The 20951-nt window shown below is 46.1% G+C and carries 16 protein-coding genes; 7 read left to right on the forward strand and 9 right to left on the reverse strand.

Going from position 1 to position 20951, the window contains the following annotated elements:
- Positions 1–48: 48 nt before the first annotated feature.
- On the forward strand, positions 49–1620 hold the full coding sequence (locus QT998_RS11820; RefSeq protein ID WP_333091473.1) for a serine hydrolase: 1572 nt from the start codon (positions 49–51) through the stop codon (positions 1618–1620).
- Positions 1621–1793: 173 nt separating this feature from the next.
- Positions 1794–2201 carry a hypothetical protein gene (locus QT998_RS11825; RefSeq protein ID WP_228050322.1) on the forward strand — a complete coding sequence of 136 codons (408 nt, stop codon included), beginning with the start codon at positions 1794–1796 and terminating at the stop codon, positions 2199–2201.
- A gap of 221 nt (positions 2202–2422) precedes the next feature.
- Here QT998_RS11825 and obgE read toward each other — a convergent pair whose 3' ends face one another.
- The 5 genes from obgE to QT998_RS11850 all read right to left on the reverse strand — a co-directional run bounded on the left by obgE (position 2423) and on the right by QT998_RS11850 (position 7407).
- Complete coding sequence (gene obgE / locus QT998_RS11830; RefSeq protein WP_333116983.1) at positions 2423–3463, reverse strand: GTPase ObgE; 1041 nt, start codon at positions 3461–3463, stop codon at positions 2423–2425.
- Positions 3464–3501: 38 nt separating this feature from the next.
- Positions 3502–3669, reverse strand: a complete 168-nt coding sequence (locus QT998_RS11835) for a hypothetical protein (protein WP_333091477.1) — start codon at positions 3667–3669, stop codon at positions 3502–3504.
- 420 nt (positions 3670–4089) lie between these two features.
- On the reverse strand, positions 4090–4977 hold the full coding sequence (locus tag QT998_RS11840) for a Mo-dependent nitrogenase C-terminal domain-containing protein (RefSeq protein ID WP_333116981.1): 888 nt from the start codon (positions 4975–4977) through the stop codon (positions 4090–4092).
- A gap of 613 nt (positions 4978–5590) precedes the next feature.
- On the reverse strand, positions 5591–6664 hold the full coding sequence (locus QT998_RS11845) for a class I SAM-dependent methyltransferase (RefSeq protein ID WP_333091481.1): 1074 nt from the start codon (positions 6662–6664) through the stop codon (positions 5591–5593).
- A 431-nt stretch (positions 6665–7095) separates the two neighbouring features.
- Entirely contained in the window at positions 7096–7407 is a 312-nt protein-coding gene (locus QT998_RS11850; RefSeq protein ID WP_228042653.1) for a 30S ribosomal protein PSRP-3, read from the reverse strand.
- A gap of 176 nt (positions 7408–7583) precedes the next feature.
- Here QT998_RS11850 and QT998_RS11855 point away from each other — a divergent pair, with 176 nt between their 5' ends.
- Positions 7584–8372 carry a TIGR01548 family HAD-type hydrolase gene (locus tag QT998_RS11855; protein ID WP_333091484.1) on the forward strand — a complete coding sequence of 263 codons (789 nt, stop codon included), beginning with the start codon at positions 7584–7586 and terminating at the stop codon, positions 8370–8372.
- A 335-nt stretch (positions 8373–8707) separates the two neighbouring features.
- Here the strand turns inward: QT998_RS11855 and QT998_RS11860 are convergent, their stop codons facing one another.
- Positions 8708–9526, reverse strand: coding sequence for a tetratricopeptide repeat protein (locus QT998_RS11860; protein ID WP_333091485.1), 819 nt, complete (start codon positions 9524–9526; stop codon positions 8708–8710).
- A 300-nt stretch (positions 9527–9826) separates the two neighbouring features.
- Between QT998_RS11860 and QT998_RS11865 the strand changes: the two genes are divergently transcribed.
- Both QT998_RS11865 and QT998_RS11870 read left to right on the forward strand, forming a co-directional pair.
- On the forward strand, positions 9827–10588 hold the full coding sequence (locus tag QT998_RS11865) for a cobalt-precorrin-6A reductase (RefSeq protein WP_333116977.1): 762 nt from the start codon (positions 9827–9829) through the stop codon (positions 10586–10588).
- Between the two features lie 272 nt (positions 10589–10860).
- Positions 10861–12396 (forward strand): flavin-containing monooxygenase, encoded by a 1536-nt coding sequence (locus tag QT998_RS11870; protein WP_333116975.1) that lies wholly within the window; start codon positions 10861–10863, stop codon positions 12394–12396.
- A gap of 117 nt (positions 12397–12513) precedes the next feature.
- On the opposite strand, the gene QT998_RS11875 is transcribed toward QT998_RS11870, so the two are convergent.
- The 3 genes from QT998_RS11875 to QT998_RS11885 all read right to left on the reverse strand — a co-directional run bounded on the left by QT998_RS11875 (position 12514) and on the right by QT998_RS11885 (position 16592).
- Complete coding sequence (locus QT998_RS11875) at positions 12514–13731, reverse strand: CapA family protein (RefSeq protein WP_333091489.1); 1218 nt, start codon at positions 13729–13731, stop codon at positions 12514–12516.
- Between the two features lie 589 nt (positions 13732–14320).
- Positions 14321–14716: an SH3 domain-containing protein gene (locus QT998_RS11880; protein WP_333116972.1), complete on the reverse strand. Its 396-nt coding sequence runs from the start codon at positions 14714–14716 to the stop codon at positions 14321–14323.
- Between the two features lie 49 nt (positions 14717–14765).
- Positions 14766–16592 (reverse strand): N-acetylmuramoyl-L-alanine amidase, encoded by a 1827-nt coding sequence (locus QT998_RS11885; protein ID WP_333116970.1) that lies wholly within the window; start codon positions 16590–16592, stop codon positions 14766–14768.
- Between the two features lie 1128 nt (positions 16593–17720).
- Between QT998_RS11885 and QT998_RS11890 the strand changes: the two genes are divergently transcribed.
- On the forward strand, positions 17721–18644 hold the full coding sequence (locus QT998_RS11890) for an FkbM family methyltransferase (RefSeq protein ID WP_333091493.1): 924 nt from the start codon (positions 17721–17723) through the stop codon (positions 18642–18644).
- Between the two features lie 347 nt (positions 18645–18991).
- Positions 18992–20821 (forward strand): precorrin-3B C(17)-methyltransferase, encoded by a 1830-nt coding sequence (cobJ, locus tag QT998_RS11895; protein WP_333116966.1) that lies wholly within the window; start codon positions 18992–18994, stop codon positions 20819–20821.
- Positions 20822–20951 lie beyond the last annotated feature (130 nt).

The raw sequence follows: 20951 nt of genomic DNA on the forward strand, positions 1-20951 counted from the left end.
GAGTAAGACGTGGCAGAGCGGTTTCCCAAACGATCGATATTATCAGTGATGTCCTCGATAGCCTCTACCAACTCCGGGCCACAACCGCCTAAATCGGGCAAAACAAGTCAGTCTGGCAAATCCGGCCGCCGTCGCCCGCCCCAACCGCCAAACGGCCCAGAAATTCCAGCATCCGAACCTGCCACTTTATCACCGCAACCAAGCCGCGTCACGAAAATTAGAGCCAATTCTCCCGCGCCTTCCCCCGAAGAATTGAATGCACAGGACTTTTTGTCCGATCCAAAATCGGCAATTAACCCTAGAAAACCCAAAACTACCAAAATTTCGCAGTCGAAAAGTCGCCAATCGCGCAAAAAAAATCTCGCGGCTGTCGATTTGTTCGATTTTCCACAGCCAAGTCTGGAAAATGTAAGTTCGATCGCCAGCAATCCCATCAACGAGCCCGAAACTACAAAACCCCGCGCCCCCCGCAAAAGTCGCTCCAGTGCGCCCCCAACGGCTATTCTAGAGCTGGAAACAGCCCCAAATTTCAAAAAAACCCCTGTGCCGAAACCGCGCCCGCAAGGGAGCAATAGACCGGGCAAAAAATCTGCTATTCCCAGGGTGCCGCCGTTGGTGTACGCCACTCGGTTGCTGATTTTGGGAGTTGGGATTGCGGTGATTTGCGGTACTCTGCTGTCGGTGGCGAATGCTGTGAATCGATCGGCTGTAGCGACACAAGAAACGCCCGCACAGCCAAAAAACCCATCCGACAGCACAGTTGCAGCCCCGCTGGCTTCAGAAGCCCTACAACTGAATCAAGAATTAGGAGCTTTGAAAACACAAGTTCAGGTGATGGCAACAGAAAATCCTACCTTGAATGCGGGGATATTTTTAGTTGATTTAGATACTGGAAGCTACCTAAATTTTAACGGCGACGTGCCTTTTTCTTCAGCTAGCACGATTAAATTGCCGATTTTAGCAGCTTTTTTCCAAGCAGTAGATGAAGGCAAAGTGCGGTTAGATCAGGTGGTGACGCTGAAGCCGGAACATATTGTGGGCGGTTCTGGGCAAATGCAGGACGATCCGGCGGGTACGAAATATTCGGCTTTGGAAGTTGTCACAAAGATGATTGTAATCAGTGACAATACGGCGACAAATATGATGATTGAATTGTTGGGAGGTGCTGAGGTTTTGAATCAGCATTTTGCCGCTTGGGGTTTGAGGGCGACGGTACTGCGAAATAAGTTGCCGGATTTGGAGGGAACTAATACTACTAGCCCGAAGGATTTGATTAATGTTATGGCGCAGATCGATCGCGGAAATTTGGTTTCGGTTAAGTCGCGCGATCGCATTTTGCAAATTATGCGGCAAACAAAAAACGATACTTTGCTACCGAGAGGTTTGGGGGAAGGTTCAGTTATTGCTCACAAAACGGGTAATATTAATACAATGCTGGCCGATGCGGGGATGGTGGATTTGCCGAACGGGAAGCGTTATTTGGTGGCGGTGATGGTGAAGCATCCGGTGGAAAATGAGAAGCCTGCTCAAAGTTTGATTCGGGATATTTCTAAGATGAGTTACCGCTATTTGAACGACGGGGAAACGCCTGCCGATTCAAAGGTAAAAATTAAAAATTAATTAATTAATTCGCCTTAAAATAGTTTCGCATTCAGGACTTGAGTCCGCATAAAATCGCAGGACTAAAATCCTAACTGCGAACCTATAACTTAGAGGCTGTTCGGACAATTTTTAACTCTTCCGGGATCCTGAGTACGAGTGCTGTAGACTTCAGAAAGTATAAATGATTTTGTATGATGAAATTACACGCCCCAATTGCTTGTTTGCTAGCGCTTTCAACTTTAGCTGCGGGAGTTTCTCCCGCATTCAGCAATCCCCTTCGTTCTGCTGAAAGCGAAGTGACGGATATTACGGTTATTTCCAACAATATCGAATTGAATCGCGCGAAAAATTTAGCCCGTCAAGCTGCAGAAAATGCTAATGGTGGTTTAGGAAAATATCGAGCGGAAGCGGCGATGCACGGTGCTTCGGAGGAGTCACCTTTTGTTGATAATGGGGATGGTTCTTGGACGTTTACTTTTCAAGGTCACAAACCGGGTGCGTCTGTTTATACGGTGGAGACGGTGGTGACGGTTTTTCAAGATGGGAGGGTGAGGGTGGATTACAACGGGCGGATTCGCAGTTCGTTGAATTTCAGGTAATCGATCGTAAAAGTATCATTTCAGCCACCGGCGATGGCTTGAGGCAAAAAAATCAACAGCCCTCAAAACTAATCACAGCAAGCATTACAGCGTTTGCGGTCATAGTTTTTTTTTCGGCACTGCACCTCAAACCCTTGCTGTGCAAGCAATACAGCCGAAAAAATTGACCCCTCAAAAAAACACCTACCGATGACCGCAAAAACTCATGAATCAGAACCGGGCTATAAAACTCCCACTGCTGAGAGTTCCTCAGCCTCTTTCTCATTCATCTCGTCGAGTTTCTGCCAAACTTCGTGCATCAATTCATTCAACCCAACTCGACTCACAGCGGAAATCAACAAAACCGGAGCACCGCTAATTTCTTGCAATCGCCCGATCGCACTTGCAATTTCCTCATCCTCAAGATCGATCGCATCCACCTTATTAAAAGCCAAAATCTGCGGCCGATTTGCCAAACCCCGCCCGTAGGCCTTCAACTCATCCTGAATTGTGATGTAATCGGCGATCGGATCTTCATCAGTAAGATCAATTAAATGCAGCAACAACCGAGTCCGTTCAATGTGTCGCAAAAACTCATAACCCAAACCCGCACCTTCGTGAGCCCCGGCAATTAATCCCGGAATATCAGCAAAAACAGTACCGTCACCAGTCGGCTTTCTAACTACCCCCAAATTCGGAATTAAGGTTGTAAACGGATAATCTGCAATCTTAGGACGAGCCGACGACAAAGCAGAAATCAGCGTTGACTTACCAGCATTAGGCAAACCAATAATTCCCACTTCAGCTAATAGCTTTAATTCCAGCCGCAAAAACTTGTGATCGCCTTCCTTGCCCGGTAACGCATAATCAGGAGCCCGGTTAGAATTCGTCAAAAAACACTTATTACCCAAACCGCCCTTGCCACCTTGAGCAATACAAATAGTCTGTCCGGGAACCACCAAATCTGCTAAAACCGCCTGAGTTTCGGCATCGTAAACTACCGTACCGCAGGGAACCTCGATCGTGCGATCGTCCCCAGAAGCCCCAGTCATATTCTTCGGCGCGCCCCGCTTCCCGTCTTGAGCTTTAAAAATCCGGTTGTACTGAAAATCTAGCAGCGTTTGCAAGCTTTCCACCGCCACTATAAACACAGAACCGCCGCGCCCGCCCGTACCGCCGCTAGGCCCGCCCGCCGGCACATACTTTTCTCTGCGAAAAGCGATCATACCGTCGCCGCCCTTACCCGCCACGACTTGAATATCAGCTCGATCGATAAATTGCATAATTTAATCAATAGTAATCAGTCAGCAGTCATTAGTCATCAGTCAGCAGTCATCAGTGTCAACTTAAGACTAAAACCTTTGGTATCTCTCGTTTTCATCCGAGTCTCGCTCCCCCTCGCATCCCCCTTAATCAGGGGAACTTTGAACACTTCCGGTTCTCCCCTCGTTAAGGGGGAGTAGCGAGTGCTTCCTGCTGGGCGATCCATAACTTAATCGTCAAACAGCAGGCTCATACTAGCTTTAACGTTAATTTGACACTAATGGTTAGTATAATACCAGATTTCAGTAGAATATTGCTCTTTTTCTTGAGAATGCTGAGGCTGCCTAAAAAGAAGTCTAATAGCGAGTTACAGTCGCTGGAAAAATATAATTTTAACAACAAATTTGCTATTAGCAGGACTTACCCACAAAAATTGAATAAACCGAGTTTTTCTACTGGGGCGGCTGGCTATAACGATTCTTTTTTCCAGAAAAACTCGGCTTTTTGCGTCCCGGACTAATTAGCAGTCATTGGTTAATCGTTACATTCATTAATCCTAGATTTCGCAATGTCTAAATGACTAATGACCAATGACTAATGACCAATAACCAATGACCAATAACCAATGACTAATGACTAATGACTGCTAACAATATGACGATACATCTTCCTGACAATCATCTGCTAAATAGCAGAGAGCTCGAAAGCGCATCCCCACCAACTGTTCGTAAAGCGGGTTAATCTTGCACATCGCCGGAATGTGGACGATTTTGCGCCCGAACAATACAACATCTCGCTCAAACGGACATTGTGGCGGAATCATTTTGCAGACAAAATGTGCCACTTTGGGATCGTGAATTTCCCAGCAGTCCAGCCAATCTTTAACCGGTTGCAGGACGTTTTTGTGGTGTGGTTTGCGTAGGGGAGATGAAAGGGGTGTGCCGGCGGGGACGGAGTTTGAATCAAAGGCTATTTGGCTGTTTGGCCCTTGGGGGTCGCATTTGCTGTCTGCGATGGTGTGTCGCAGAGATTCGATCGCCTCGATGTTGTGACCCAAAGCTGTGCAAAACTTGTACAGTACCTCATCTTCGCTCAGCGAGTACGTACCGTCTGCTAAGGCTACCATGACTGCTGTTCTCAAAAAATTCTCCCCGTTGGCAGTGCCTTTCCCTAACACAGCAGCTAGTTCCTCTGCGGCAATCGGTTCAAAATCTGTCTCAGTAGATACTGGATGTAATTCATCCTGAGTTAGGTTCGCAATCATTTTTTGCTCGTTTTCGTCAAAGTTGCCGTCGGCCCAAGCAATTGTCAGCAATCCGCGCAGCCAAGCGGTAATTTCTTCATCGGTGCAGTTGGTTTTTGCGTTACTCATCAGCATTTCTAGTGGGATGTAGCAGTCTTTTTCTTGGTTTGGAGCGGGAGAAATATTCCCGTCTAAATAATTTTTACTGCTTTTTTGGTCGATCGAGCTTTTTGTTGAAGGTTTGTGCCTGAAGATTGCTCGAAATGCTTGTAGTGGACGTGTTAAAAGCATATTTTTTCTCGGGAGTTTCGCCGGTTAGCGAGTTATTTTATTTGCCACCTCTACTCCCCTAAAATGTCATCTATCGGGAGGAGTAGGTTTTTCCGGTCTTGACTGTAGTTGCACGGATTCCAGATGGCGATCGAATTTTTCGCAAGAAATCACAGGTTTGCTAACACTAGGATCTGCTAGGAAACCGAGTTTTTCTCGCACGGGGCGATCGAACTTCGCTATGTTTACATCTTAATATATATTTTTGTAAATTTTTGTATATCGGCTGCAACATTTGACCGCGAGCCGGCTTGATGATTTGGGAATAAAAAAATTGATGCGACTGTTAGCTTCAAAGAAGGAGGCAGGAGTTGAAAGGCAGGAGGCAGGAGGTCGGAAATTGGAAAAGGATTCAGACCCCTCCCCATTTCTGATCCCCTTTAAAGGACAGGCTTGTAACGACTTAGGGGGAAGGGATGAAGGAAAAATCCTCCTGCCTCCAGTCCCCTGCCTCCTGACTTCCGAGGCAGAAGCTGCGGTCAAAGGTTTCGATTGCTGTTGCCGCATCGAAACGATGGGATTGATTAAAAAAATTACTCCTAATGACAACTGACAACTGACAACTGACAAATAACTAACTGCGGCGGCACAAAATCCAGCGCAATTCCATTGGCGGACGGGCGTTTGCCATCGGGAAAACATCTCTACCTGTTGCCCAACTGGGAAACCAGGGCGTGGGCGGCCAGGCTGTTTCTGGTAGGTGGTGGCGTTCGTACTCCCACACCAACTCGTTCGATATTGGGACTAAGGGCAACCCTTCCATTGCCGCGGTGAGCTCACCGGGCGTGAATAAAGTAGACCAGGAAAGTTGGGCAACTTGTCGCACGAGGGCATCGGGCTGGTAGTCGCCGACGGTTAAAAATGTGCTGAACAGCAACAGGCCTCCGGGAGAGAGGAAATCGCACATTTTGGCTAGGAAAAGCCGTACTTGATCGCTGTCTCTAAAATGCGAGATGACTTCGGCGGCAACTGCGAGTTGGTAGCCCGCTGGTTTCATCCGCATTAAGGGGTCGAGCACGTCGCCTTCGGTTACTGTGACGGGAAGGTTTTCGGCTGTTGCTGCTGCTTTGAGTTGTTCTGCAAAACTTGGGGTGAGTTCGATCGCATCTACAGCATAGCCCAATCTGGCTAGGGGTAAGGTGTTGCGTCCGGTACCTGCCCCCACGTCTAATATGCGGATGCGATCGGGATTTCCCAATTTAGCAGCCGTTGCCATCAATTTTGCATCTGGATGAGAACCGAACAGGGGAGGTTCTCTGGTGTCTACCCAGGTTTTATACTGTTCTCCAACTGTTGAGGTAGTAACAATCACTTTGCAGGCCAAGCCTGTTTGCGGCGGCTGCACTGATTCGTATTGCAGGATCAGCATCGATGCTGTTGAGGTGCGGTAGCCTTGTTCTAATTTAGTGGCTAAAAGCTTTTTGAGTTCCTCCCTGCGGTCTTCTGGCAGGGGTCTGTCGAGGGTGGTAAATAGTTTTTCGATTGATTGGAGATAGTGGTTTAGCATTCCCGGCAGGCAGGGAAAAACTAATTCTCCGCGTGCGGTGGCGCGAGTGTTAATTTTGTAGAGGATGGCTTGCTGGAGAATGTCGGGATTTGTTACCAGCGGTAGTTGTTCGGTTTGGTCGATCGTGCTTTGGGCGCCCATAGGTTCCGGGAAGAAGTTATTAGTTATTTGTTATTAGTTATTAGTTATTTGTTATTAGTTATTTGTTATTAGTTATTGGTTTTTAACAATTTTTTTGAGAGCTAATCATACAACAATTTGAGACTATAAAAAAGCAGATTTTTGATTTATTTTGTTTGGTAGCTGAGGATTTTTAGATTGTAAAAAATCCGATTTGAGAGCTTTATTTTGGATAAGTCTCAAATTTCAAATCTCAAATCGACTAAGCCCTAAACCCGAGTGTCTCTAAAAATGGGAGTTAGGATCTCGATCGACTGTGGCGCATTTAAATTGTATGTTGGCCGGCGAGGTGGAAAAAGCAAAGATTCAAGTCTTTTGGCCTTCTCCGCCTCTGTACTCTATCCCATCAGCCATAACAGCCAATGTATATGGGTAGGAACTAAAAGCTGGGCTTAGTTGCTGCCGGTAAAAGTTACTTCGGGGAACTTCGATTGAGCTTCTGTCATCGGGCGCCGTCTGCCTTCTTCTTGCCAGTAGTTGATTACTTCTGTGGCTTGGTTGAGGATTTCGACGCGATCGTTGTCAGCAATCCAGTGTTTGGCTTCGAGTTCGTTTTTGAGGTCTTCCCACGCATCTTTGCGCGGCCAAAAAAAGTAGGATGTCAGCGGGCTAGTTCCTTTGCCGACAACTTGGTCAACGGCGAGGGCAACATTCTCTTCTAGCCAGAGAACTTTTAAGATGAACTTGGACAAGCAAACCTCCAGGGTTTTGATAGAATTTGTTAAAAATTTCTACAATCGCTAAGCGTAGCACATTCTGTTCGATAATGAGTGATCGGTGATTAAAATTTTTGTCGCGCGGCTGGGTTTCGCGCCCCTTCTGGGCCCTAAATCAATCAAATTTGTGCAAAACTCGCCCCAGTTACCAGGATAATTAAGTTGTGAACAGAGTTATTTTAGTTTTGGATATTGACGGTGTGGTGCGGGATGTGTCCGGTTCCTACAGGCGGGCGATCGCGGATGCGGTGGAACACTTCACGGCTGGTGCTTTTCGCCCAAATTCTCTGGATATCGACTCTCTGAAGTCTGAGGGAGTGTGGAATAATGACTGGGAAGCGTCTTTTGAGTTAGTTTGCCGTTATTTTGAGGCGATCGGGCGATCGAGAAATCAACTCACTCTCAACTATGACGAATTAGTGGCTTTTTTCCAAAGTCGCTATCGCGGGCCCGATGAGCAAAATTGGACTGGTTACATTTGCGACGAACCGCTGCTGTTAAGTCCGGCTTACCTGGAAAATTTAACGCTTGGCGGTGTTGCTTGGGGTTTTTTTAGCGGCGCGATGCGAGCTGAAGCTGCTTATGTTTTGACAGGGAAACTGAGTTTAAATTCCCCTGTGTTGGTGGCGATGGAAGATGCACCGGGAAAACCAGATCCGGCTGGACTTTTCGCAGCAATTGAACAGTTGGAAAACCTGCACGGTTTAGCAAAGAATTTGCCGGTGGTTTATGCGGGAGATACTGTTGCCGATATTTACACGGTGGTGAAGGCGCGGGAATTGCAACCAAATCGGGTTTGGCTTGGTATGGGAATTTTGCCACCTCATGTTTTGGATGATTCTGTGCGCTGTGAGGCTTATAGTGCAGCGCTGAAAAAAGCAGGTGCTGCAGCGGTTTTGCGGAATGTGGAGGAGTTGACGGCGGCCCGGATTCGAGAATTAGTCAGTTGTTAGTTGTTAGTTGTTAGTTGTTAGTTATTGGTTGTTAGTTGTTAGTTGTTAGTTATTGGTTGTTAGTTATTGGTTGTTAGTTGTTAGTTATTGGTTATTGGTTATTGGTTATTGGTTGGTTGTTAGTTATTAGCTGTTAGTTGTTAGGAAAGTAACATACCCCTTGATGATGCGGCGGTTGAAACCGCGTCTACACAAACGATGTCGGCCTGCGCCGGCTGTTTCATAAAGGCGATCGCCAACCCGGATTTGGCATGACAACTGCCAACAGCCAACTGCCAACTAACAACTGCCTACTGCCCACTGCCAACTAACAACTGATAACTTTCCCTTTAAGATTATTTTAAGTTCAAGAATTTGTCTAGGGCGCTGACTACAACTGGCGGCCAGCGGCGGGTTTTTGCAACCCAATCGAGGTCTTTGTAGCGGGAATCGAGGCCGATTGCGGCTACCCAATTGCTCTCAGCTTCGCCGCGATTTCCTGCTTCCCAAAGACAGGCGCTGAGGGCGGCTCTCATGTCTGCAAATTGAGGGTATCTGCGGACGATGTTTTTCATGTTGCGAATTGCTTCTTTGGTTTGCCCGTTTTGATACAGTGCTAGGGCGTGGTTGGCGCGAGCAAAGGCGTATTCGGGGGCTAGTTCAAAGGCTTTGTTGTAGTCTGAAATTGCTGGTTCCCATTCTCCTAAACCTGCTTCGGCGTTACCTCGGTTGTTGTAGGCGGCTGGATCTTTGGGGTCTAATTCTAGTACGTGATTGTAGTCGGCGATCGCTTCTTCCCAACGTCCTAAACCTTCTAGGGCGATGCCGCGGTTGAGGTAGGGATCGGGGGCTTCGGGAGCTAGTTCGATCGCCTTTTCGTAGTCAGCAATTGCTGGTTGCAGTTTGTTTTGGCTGACTCTAGAATTGCCTCGGTTGCTCCAAGCGGCTGCTTGTGAGGGGAATTTTTCGATGATTTGAGTCCAGAAAGTTTCTGCGGCGGGAAATTTGCCTTCGTTGGTAGCTTCAAAAGCTTTTTGAATGAGTTCTGCTAATTCCTGCTGGGAAGCTGCAATGTCTGTGGGTTGTTCTTGTGCGGCGGCGGGCGCGATGTTTCCCAACCAAACTAACCCGGTTACAATTAATACTGTAAAGAATGTGAAAAGTGAGCGAATCATTTTTGTTAGTTGAAACTTTACTAAACATATTATTAACCGAAATTGCGGGCGTTGGTTAGGGGATGTTGGAAAAGTCTCGGCGACTTAAGTCGCAGCTACACACACAAAACCTGCCTCCGCAGGTTCTGAAACCCTGGATTTTCTTGAGAAAAGTCTCGGCGACTTAAGTCGCAGCTACACACACAAAACCTGCCTCCGCAGGTTCTAAAAGCCTGGATTTTCTTGAGTTGGCGCAGGCGGACTTTGGTTGTGTAGTTGCGGTTTTAACCGCCAGTTTGTGTAGTGGCTAAGGATAATTTAATGAAAAAACGATTGCTAATTTTGGGCGGAACGGGGGATGCGACTAAACTGGCTGCCAGAGCCTCTCAAATCGCCGATCTTGAGGTGGTTTCTTCGCTAGCAGGACGCACTCAACAGCCTTTTACTCCAAAAACGGGTACGGTGCGAATTGGGGGTTTTGGTGGGGCGGCTGGGCTGGCGGCGTTTTTGGATTGTAGCCCGATCGACTTGTTGATTGATGCGACTCATCCGTTTGCGGCTCAGATTTCTGCTAATGCTGCGATCGCTGCTGCTGAGTGTAATGTGCCTCATTTGATGCTGGTGCGTCCAGCTTGGGAGATGGTGGAGGGCGATCGCTGGATTGAAGTTGGCAGCCACTCGGAGGCTGCAAGGGCTTTATCAGGGCAGTCTCAGCGGGTATTTCTCACCATTGGTAGGCAGGAATTGGCGGAGTTTGCTGGTTTGGATGCTATTTGGTTTTTGATGCGGGCGATCGATCCTCCTGCACTAAATACTCCTGTTCCTAACGGTAAATTGTTATTAGCAAGGGGGCCTTTTACATTGGAAGACGAACGGCAGTTGCTGTTAGAATATCAGATTGATACAATTGTTAGTAAAAACAGCGGGGGCGGTGCTACTTATGCTAAAATTGCTGCCGCTAGGGAACTGGGACTTCCGGTGGTGATGGTGCAGCGGCCGCAGATTCCCGATGTTGAGCAGGCGGCTGATGTTGAAGGGGCGATCGCTTGGTTAATTAAGCAGTTATTAGTTATTAGTTATTAGTTACATCCTTAGGGCGATCGGAATGTGCCAGGTCGCCTCAACTCAGGTTGTAGCAGCCAGACTGCAAGGATTCCTCTCCCCCAAGCGTCTATAACCAACTAAGCTACTATCAGCAGTTGGGGTTAAGGTCGCGGATATGACGGGGTGAAAACGCCTCTGTCTTTTTGAGAGCGATCGATTTAAACTATTCTGAGTGCAAGGCTGTCCGGTTTTTTGTCACTCCGTCAGGATAATTACTCTCATAACCCTACCGAATCAGGAGACTCAAATATATGCAATACAAAAACGGTATGCCAATTGCCATTATTGGCGCGGGAATATCAGGCATTACGACAGCCAATATTCTCAAAAAAAATGGCTTCCAAGTAGTTGTTTTCGAGAAATCCGAAAAGATGGGCGGAGTATGGGCACTTGCATACCCAAACGTACACCTGCAAAATATCAGGGAACAGTATCATTTATCTGATTTTCCCTGGCCATTCACCCCTGATTTACATCCCACCGGAGAACAAATCCTGAATTATTTGGAACAAGCGGTCAACCATCTAAAGCTTGATGTGCGGTTAAATCACGAAGTTATCGAACTAAAAGAAACAGAAGATGGCTGGCTATTAAGATATAAAAATCAGGAGGGCGTTCACGAAGAATTATTTGGATACGTCGTTATCTCAGTTGGGCAATATACAGAAGGAAAGTATCAACCTGAATTTCCAGGTATGGAAGATTTCGCTGGGAAAATCATCACTGAACGGGATGTCCACACGCTTGATGTATTCGATAATCAACGAGTTGTAATCGTTGGCTTCGGAAAAAGCGCCTTGGATATGGCGACTTTCGCGGCAAAACAAGGCGCGCAAGTAAATCATGTATTTCGTACACCGCGCTGGCTTATCCCCGAATGGATTTTGGGCGTACATTTTACCTACGCATTATTCAGCCGCTTTGGAACAGTGATGATGACAAGTTGGGCACATCCAACCGCCATTGAACGTTTCCTGCACAATCGCCTTGGCTTCATTGTTTCAGCTTTTTGGGATTTGATTGCATCCATCTTCCGCTTTCAAGTTCAGCGAAATGTTTCTGGAAAAAGCCAAGCCGCCCAGGGTCGAATCAAAGTTGTACAACCAGACCACAAACTATTGCCTGATTTACGTTCAGCCACAGCAGTTGCGCCTGAAAATTACTATCCGTTTATTGCAGAAGGAAAAATCTCGCCTCACCGTGCAGAATTATCTGGTTTTTCGCCAGAAGCAGTAAAATTGAAAAATGGTTGCGAGATTCCATGCGATTTAGTCGTTCTATCTTTGGGTTCGCAAACGCCGATTTTTCCATTTTTGCCTGATAAATATCGAAAAATGTTGGAAATCGAACCAGATGGCGTGCAGTTATATCGCCACTTGCTTCATCCTCGCATTACTGGCATTGCCTTTGCCGGGTTCAATCATGGATATATGCACGTGCCAGCAGTCGAGATCGCCACACAATGGCTGTGTGCTTACTTGCGGGGTGAACTTGAGTTACCTTCCAGCGAGAATATGGAAAAAAGTATTGAATATATCCGCCAGTGGAAACGCGCAAATATTCAATTTGAACCTTCGCTATCCTGTGGAACCAACACTCGCTTCCAACAATATATTGACATCTTGCTTAAAGATCTGGGTGTTTCTCCTTATCGAAAATTGCCTAACATTTTCGCTGAGATATTCGGCAGATATCAACCATCTGATTATCTTGGCGTATCGGAAGAATATAATCACAAAAAGAAAAGTCGCTCTACTCCACTACACCCTCTTCCGTTGGATACATGATTGCTTTCCTAGCTTAAGCTGTTACCTTAGCAATGAGCACTGCCTGGGAATACAAATCTCTAGGCTAGGCCTCCAATTCCAATAACTAAGGCCCAATTCCCAATTCTCAATGCCAAATTATTTGGATTTTTTCGGACTATTCAAAGAGTTAAGATGATTGTTCATATCCTGCAAATATTTTGATAAAACAGGATACTGTGAAGTTGCTAGCAGTGCATCTTTTTTCTGGCTGACAGTTGTTTCTAAGGGCAAAACTCGATAGTTCGTTTTATTGTTCAAAGTATAGCGGTGTACCCAAGTCGGAAAGGTTTTGATGCTGGTGATTTCTGTGGTCTTTTCGGGAAAGGTTTTGCGAATATTTACTTGCAAAATTACGCCTAAGTCTGTATATTTTTTATTCTGACCGGAAATGAAGTTTCCCATTGAATAAATTGCTACAGCTTTGCGAGTTTTGCCATTTTTTCCGGGAAAGTTAAAAATTTTGTAAGGTTGGACGACGTGGGGATGGCTGCCGAGAATGATGTCTGCACCAGCTTTTAATAGGTTTTCAACTAATTGTTTTTGTTGGGTGTTTGGCTGTCGCTGATATTCGTCGCCAAAATGTAGGGAAATTGCGATTATATCTGCTCCTTGTTTGCGGGCTTTGGCTATGTCTTTGATTATCTTTTTTTCGTCGATTAGGGAAACTAAGTAGTCTTTGCCTTTGGGTATGGGGATGCCGTTTGTGCCGTAGCTGTAGGCTAGCATGGCTAGTGAAATGTTGTTTTTGGTGCTGATTAAAGTGCGATCGCCCGTAGCTTTCGATTTGGCTGTTCCTGTGGAAGCAATTTTGCGATCGCTCAGATTGGCGATCGTCCTAATTACTCCTTTTTCTCCACGATCTAAAGCATGATTGTTGGCGGTTGTCAAGATATTAAATCCGGCTTTTTTAGTCGCATCCGCTAATTGAGCCGGTGCGTTAAATAGCGGATATCCCGTATATCCGCCCGCATCTTCACCCGCTAAAGGTGTTTCGAGATTTCCGATCACCCAATCGCCTGTTGACAGGATGCTTTTAACTGGTGCGAAGAAACTGTCAAAATTGTATGTTTTATTTTTTGCGTCGTAGCCCGATCGCGTTTGGGTACTGTGCATCATAATGTCGCCGACAGCAATTAGTGTTGCTTCTTTGATTTCAGACTTTGGTTTGGCGGGAACAGGGGCTGCAATTGGCGATGGCGTCCCGCCCCGCAAGCTACGACTTTCTGTAGGCTGTGTGTTGGTTTGTGGCGTTTGGATATTGCAGCCTGCGATCGAAAGCATGGCAATTACCGAGAGCGATCGACTAAAATTCATGATTTATGATAGTGATACCAGTTCAAAAAAACAATGCAAGTGCAGGCAATATCCCAACTATTATAGGGGTTCTCAAGCTTGGTGAAGTATGCCCTATGCCCTATGCCCACTCCTAGCACCTCATGTTACGATCGAAAGGCTATATTATGTCATCAATTATTCAATAATATAACCCAACACTTGGGGGTTAAAAATACGGGGAAGTTTAAACCAGGTTTTATAGAACCCATTTGATATCTATTCTGCGTAAATCTCAGAAACCGGGTTGATCTCTATATTTCTCGTCACCCAAAAACTCGTATAAACTCGGTTTCTCGCCCCTTGCGTAAATCTCAGAAACCAGTTTCTCTCTATATTTCTCGTCACCCAACCCAAAAACTCAAAGATGTCAAATGGGTTCTATACAAGCTTGCACCCGCACCAGGAGGCTAGGCGAAGCCGAAAGTCCTGGTGCGGGTTGAATACCGGGCCGTTAAAATTACCTTATTGTCAGTTGGGGTTGCTAATCTATCCAGACGATCGATAATACCTGCCAATAATTGACAATCTCAAAAACCCGTCTCTACCTAATCATAAATCGCTAAATTCCCTATTGCCGCCACCTCTCAAATTGGTCTTCGGAACAGCCATTAATAAATTTATTGTTCACCCAACCGTTAAGGATTGTCAAAGTTTCATTAGGAGGATTGCCCGAAAATCTTGCAGCAATTTTTACCCAATCACCTTGTCTGCTGACGGCCCGAACTCCGTCTCCTCTTTTGAGTTTAGCTACAATCGGGTACTTATCGCCGGGGCCTTTGCGAATGTTGACAGCGCCGCCTTCACCTGTAATAAAAGAGCATTGAGTTTGCTTTTTTAAAGCTTCTACTTTTTGGGAAGAAAGATTTTGCTGTCTGCCAAAAACTGGAAAGCTGTAAAGTGAGAAACTTAAACTTGCAACTGCGGCTGCAATAAAAAAGGCTTTTGATTGAGTAAAACTTAGCATTTATTTGAGCTCCTTGGGTTGGCAGGACTTCAGTCCTTGCTACTAAGTGTTATTTTACCGAAGCAAACCATTCGGTGATGCCTTGGGCGATCGCCTCGGCTAACTTCTGCTGTTCTGTCGGATTCACAATCCATTCAAATTCTTCGGGATTAATCATAAATCCCAATTCCATTAAAACAGATGGAGTAACTGCAGGACGAGTCATGGCTAGGTTGTTCCAGAATACACCATAGCTCGGACGGTTCAAATTGGCAACTAAATAATTGTGAAGAAACATTCCCAAACTGTGGGCTTGGGGATGAAACCAGAAAGCGCCGACACCTTTAGTATTAATGGCATCGCCGTTATCCGGCAAGGCATTGTAATGAATCGAAATTGCGATCGCCGGTTCTTCTTTTTGAATCATTTCTACCCTCGGCGGCAAATCCAAATCGACATCTTCCACCCGCGTCATTACCACATTTGCGCCCCGATTTACCAATTCCTCTCGCACTAATTTCGACACAATTAAAGCTACTGTTTTTTCGCGATAGCCCGTGGGCCCCACACCCCCGGAATCTTGCGGCCCGCCGTGTCCCGGATCGAGGAGAATTTTGATTCCCGACAGCGGTTTTGCTGACGAATTCGGCATCATGCTGGTATTCGCAGGAGGATGTTTTAAAGACAACACTAAAGTTGTGCCGTCGTATCTCAATTTGTAGCCCCACTGCTGGGCAGATTTGAGATTGAAAGTATATTGTACTTGCAGTGGCGATGTTTGTTGCCATACCAAACTCGAAATTACTGGGTCATCGTCGAGGCGAATAATATCAGTTTGAGCGGTGGTATTGTACAGTGTTAAAGTGAAGGTGCGTTCTCCTTCTTGCACGGTGACTGGGGCTGGTATTTCTAAGGGAAATAAAACCTCTGTCCAGCCTGGAACTTGACGCGATCGCGCGCTGCGAATAATCGATCGCGCGGGAACTGCATCCTTGACAATTTGCACTTCTGATGCTTTGATCCAAGCACCGTAATCGAGTCGAATCCATTCTCCCTCGCGCCCGATAATTGTTGCTCGCGTTCCCTTTGGCAGCGGTGTCATCCGAGAAAAATCTGTACTCGCCCCGGTTCTAGCGACACCAGGATCTGCTGTTACTTCGGCTATTTCTAACTCAGCCGGGGAGAGAAGAGAAATCTTGCCGGTACCTTGCTGGCTGATAGTTCGATCGTTCATTGTTAGCTCAAATACTGGCACTCCTAAATCAATTTTTTCTGCTTTTGGTAGCGAGGAGTTAGACTCATTTTCGCCCTTGAGCAAGGGTGGATTTGGGGGAGTTATAGCGCAGCCTTGATACTGTTCGATGCTGCTTTTGGCGATCGGGGAATTTTCACCTAGCAGTACAGATTTGTTGTCGGGGAGTTCGACTTGCGATCGCGCTTTTAAAGGAATAGTAACGCCAGCCAATTTTACCGCAACTAAAGCATTCGCCGGGGCGATCGCCCCAAAGCAAATATATTCCCCCGGCAAACTCGCCACATCGACTTTCGGTGTCAGGGAATTTTTCGCAAAAGCCAATCCAGCGGGGACTTCCGGCTGATTTGACTCCCGCCTCACCTTAATTTGAACTTGCTGATTTTCGTAACGCAAGGTAAAGACATTTTCGCCTAATTGCAGGGGAACTGTCGGGGCGAAATGGCCCGCCCCGCTGCGCGGAATTTGTTGGCCATTTACCGATACTTGTCCGGTTGGGGGGGCGGTACCGATTAAAAAAATGCGATCGGCTATTGTTTTGTGGTTGGCGGGAGGATAGGCGACGGACAAAGGTTGAGCGGCCACAGCTACAGAGGCGATCGCCATTATCATCCCAAAGACAACTAATCCTAAAAATTTTCTCATGCTCAATTGAAATTAATTGACAGTCTGTTGGTTATTTATACTCGAACTTGCGCCAAGAAACCCGGTTTCTGCGAAAATATTGGGTTGAGTAACGAGAAATACGGAAAGAAACCGGGTTTTTGAGGATTAGGGGTAAGTCCTATTGACTATATAAGACCCAGTTTATCAGGTTGGTAGTTGCAATTGAGTTATCGGCGACATAAATTTTCTCATAAAACTATTAAGTTTTAAGCGATCTCTAAGTCATTCTCCACAGTTTATCCAAGGGATTGCTCGGTATTGTAAAATACAAAAAATCCCACAATCAGACAAACTCTCATAGTATATTGGGCAAAAATAGTTAATTTATGGTGATAAATATGGTAACTTATTTAGGCAAAAGTCAGAGCTTTTAGCACGAAAGTTAAAATATTTTAGCAGTTCAAATGGGAGAAATATTCAAATTTACTTCAAATAAAATAAGCTTATTTAAAAATTAGAATAAGAACTCGAAAGACTCAAAAAGACACAGCCAAGTAATAGCTTTTACATCATCAAAATCCCATCAAATAATCTGATACAGAAATCAGAGACAGCGGCTTTTGATAACTCAAAATAGTCAGAACTCTAGCCAAAGCGTAAACCAGAGAGACAGCCAGGACATATCGGCAAAACCCGAAAAAGATTTGCGCGAGATAGATATGAAATCAGCACTCCTGACTAAGAGTGAGCATTGTGGTAGCAGAGAATTAAGTAACATTATTGGTTATAGTAAATCTAGGGTAGCGTGCTTAGTAGATAGACCAATTGAAGTAGTGCAATATCAACGAGCCCAATGTCAGTATAATGAATGTGGAGCCATAGTGATTGGGTCTGCCTCACCGGGTATAGTGCCAGGATAAGATTTGAGTATTGACCTACAAGCATTATTGGTATGGTTAGGTAAGCCTTCTTTAATTCCCCAATCTCAGACCTGAATCCTTACATCTCGAAGTTTTGACACTGCTTAGCGATTCGAGGTATAATTGCGTTCACGGGGTGACAACCTCTGGATCAAACTTGTCTATCAAAGATTTTGAAGTTTCTGACTGCCAAAAATATCAAGTCTTAGTGACCAAATTGTTGACACTGACCTGGAGAAATATCAAGATGAAAAGCACCAAACTAATTTATATGATTTTGCCCTACACGCGCCGGGAACTGCCGGGATGGGGAAAATTATTTGAAAACTTAGGTGGATATAAAAGTGAATTGTGGAAAGATGCCCCTACCCGTACTATACGCGGCAAGTTTCATCAATATTTGATGACTCTCGATCTTTCCTCTTGGCACGAACGAATGACATATTTTCTAGGTCGCTACTACGAGTTAGATATCCAAAAATTCATGATCGAAGCCGTAAAACCGGGCGATAGTTTTATCGATGTCGGAGCTAATTTAGGAATGATTACTCTGATGGCAGCACGGTGTGTTACTCCGACAGGGACTGTACATTCCTTTGAACCAAATCCTTTTGTTTTTAAGCGATTGCAGGCGAATGTGAGTAACAATGAATTGCAGCAAGTTACCCTGCACAATTGCGGTCTTGCCGAACGACAAAGCGAACTAACACTAACTGTAGTCAATGAAGAGTTGGGGATGGGAACTTTTACAAAAATCCCTCAACAATATGAGTCGCTAATTTCCAACCAGTATCAACTAACCGTGTATCGCGGAGATGACATTTTGCCTGAAGAATTACCAGGCATCACTTTTATTAAAATTGACGTAGAAGGGTTTGAACCCCTGGTAATTCGAGGGTTCGATCGCACAATTCAACGCCTGCATCCAGTAATCCTGACAGAGGTAGTACCGGAACATCTAGAAAGGGGCGGTTTCAGTGTCAAAGAACTTTGCGAAATTATGCAAAATTACGGCTATCAACCTTTTAATATCTCTACCAAACGTTCTGGGTTGCGACATCACCTCCAATTAACTAAGCTTACAGATAATCAGATGACAGAAAATGTGTTGTGGCTGCATCCAGAAAATAATCTTTCTTCACGCCTTGAAAAGTATTTTAAAGAATCCTGAAATGGTTTAAAACCAGTTGATTTGCGCTTTAATTTAGGGGAGGAAACGACTTTTTAACTATTTATGGAACATAAGGTTTGACATCAATAGTCTCTCAACCCATAATTAAAAAAATAAATCAAAACGCTATTCTTCTGTATCTCTGCAGCTTTATCGCTTCTGAGATTCAGTTTTTTGACAACAATTTATAGCATAGAATCACTCAAAATTCTAGCCCCAAAAAACTGCTTTCTTTTCTTCCTTAGCACGCTTCAGTAACGCGACTTTCATCGGTTCCGTAAAATAGGTATTCGTGAAGCAAGCAGAGATTAAATTCTACCAGTCCAAACACAGCCCTATATAAAACCGTGAATCGAGTTTCTCCCGCAATAGTTATCTTAGGTCAAAACAGCCTGCCGATCGCCCAAACCATCTCCGCAGTCTTCCCAGGTTCCCAGATTTACGGTTTAGTCGATCGCACATCCGACACAGACATCAACTTTAGCAACTTCGGCGAAACATTGCGGGAATTATTTGCAACCCAAACCCCAATCATCGCCATCTGCGCCGCCGGAATCATCATCCGCACCCTCGCCCCGCTGCTGTCAGACAAACGCGCCGAACCGCCAGTTTTAGCCGTCGCCGAAGACGGAAGCGCCGTAGTACCGCTGCTGGGCGGTTTGCACGGCGTTAACGACTTGGCGAGAGAGATTGCAGCCGCCCTAGGCGTGCAGCCTGCAATTACAACAACGGGAGATATTCGGTTTCGCACCGCCTTGCTAAGTCCTCCCCAAGGCTATTATTTGGCGAATCCAGACGATGCGAAAACTTTTATTTCAAATTTGCTCGCCGGGGCGAAAGTACGCCTAGAAGGCGCTGCAAGCTGGCTTTCCGAGAGCAATTTGCCGTTAGCGCAGCCCGCCCCTACGGGGGCTACGCCAACGGAGAGGAGCGCCCCCGACGCAAAATTGACTATCCGCGTCACCGAAAAAGCAGTTTTGCCAACACCAGATTGTTTGGTTTACCATCCGCAAATTGCGGCAGTTGCACTCACACAGCTATCGAATATGCAGCCAGAAATAGCCCTGTCTTGCGTGCGGGAATTACTGGCAAAAACAAATTTAGCGGCCGCTGCAATTGCTGGATTTTTTGCCTTAAAAGATGAGATGGGAAATCCGGCATTAGAAGCAGTTTCAGCATATTTTCAAGTTCCCGTCCGTTTTTTCAATCGATCGGAACTTGTCAAATTAAACTCAATAGAATTCAGCGAAAATCAGGCGGCACAAATTGCGCTGACAGCAGCCGGTGCAAACAGTCAGTTAATCGAATGCGATCGCACTTTAGCCCTGAATTGCGCGCTCGCCCTGGCTGCAGAACCGATTGATGCAAGCGCGATCGGCATTAGTCGCGGCAAACTGGCGATCGTCGGTACCGGGCCCGGAGGCGCGCCCTGGATGTCGCCGGAAGTTAAGCAAATTTTGCGCGAAGCCACCGATTGGGTGGGTTACAAGTTCTATCTCGACTTAGCCGGAACCCTGCGAGAAGGACAAAAGCGGCACGATTCCGACAACCGCGAAGAGATCGATCGCGCCCGTTTTGCCCTAGATTTAGCAGCATCGGGCAAATCTGTCGCCGTGGTTTCGTCGGGAGATCCGGGGATTTTTGCGATGGCTGCGGCGGTGTTTGAGGCGATCGACTTTGATACCAAACCCGAATGGGAAGGCATCGACATCCGGGTAGCACCGGGGATTTCTGCGATGCAGGCGGCCGCTGCTGCGATCGGAGCACCCCTCGGACACGATTTTTGCGTGATTTCGCTTTCAGATATTCTCAAGCCTTGGGAGGTCATAGAACAGCGGATTGCGGCTGCTGCTGCTGCCGATTTAGTTATGGCATTTTACAATCCGATCTCAACAAAGCGGATTTGGCAATTGGGAAGGGCGATCGAGATTTTGTTGCAAACTCGCGATCCTAAAACCCCGGTTGTATTGGGGCGAAACCTCGGCAGGCCAGGCCAATCCGTGCGCGTTTGCACCCTCGGCGAATTCCAGCCGGAAGATGCGGATATGAGAACTTTAGTCATTGTTGGTTCGAGTCAAACTCGGATTATTCCCCGCAAATATGGAGGAGATGTTTGGGTGTACACGCCGCGCAGGTACGATTTAAGTTCGCACTCAGGACTTCAGCCCGATCTTTAAGGACTGGCTTTTGTGACTGCGAACTTAATTAATTAGTATTGGAGACATGGGCGATCGGAAATCGGGTTTGATGGACGAAAATTATCTGTTTTGACACAAATATCAGGTAAAAAACCCGGTTTCTTCGGTC

This window comes from Microcoleus sp. S1D4 (genome assembly GCF_036700765.1).
Taxonomy (GTDB): Bacteria; Cyanobacteriota; Cyanobacteriia; order Cyanobacteriales; family Microcoleaceae; genus Microcoleus.